Origin of the sequence: Pseudoalteromonas sp. S554 (assembly GCF_005930865.1) — a bacterium.
In the GTDB taxonomy this organism is placed as follows: domain Bacteria; phylum Pseudomonadota; class Gammaproteobacteria; order Enterobacterales; family Alteromonadaceae; genus Pseudoalteromonas; species Pseudoalteromonas marina.
On sequence record NZ_PNDV01000187.1, the window covers coordinates 1 to 248 of the forward strand.

Consider the following 248-nt stretch of genomic DNA (forward strand, 5'->3'; position numbering starts at 1 on the left):
ATCATTTAGTCAACCAACAAGATGTTGCCCCTAATACTCAAACACAAGCCTTAAATGCGTTGAGCTTTTTATTTAAAGAAGTGATTAAAAAGCCACTCTCATTATCATTAGGTTTTATTAAGAGCAAACGAGCAACTAAACTACCGGTAGTTTTAACGCAGCAGGAAATAAATAATTTTTTTAAAGTGTGCTCTGCGAAGCATTATTTACCCTGTGGACTACTTTATGGCAGTGGTATGCGATTAATG

The 248-nt window shown here is 35.1% G+C and carries 1 protein-coding gene; it reads left to right on the forward strand.

Annotated elements, in window-relative coordinates; genetic code table 11:
* A partial coding sequence (locus CWB65_RS19625; RefSeq protein ID WP_171047605.1) for a phage integrase N-terminal SAM-like domain-containing protein occupies nucleotides 1-248 on the forward strand: 248 nt, incomplete at both ends.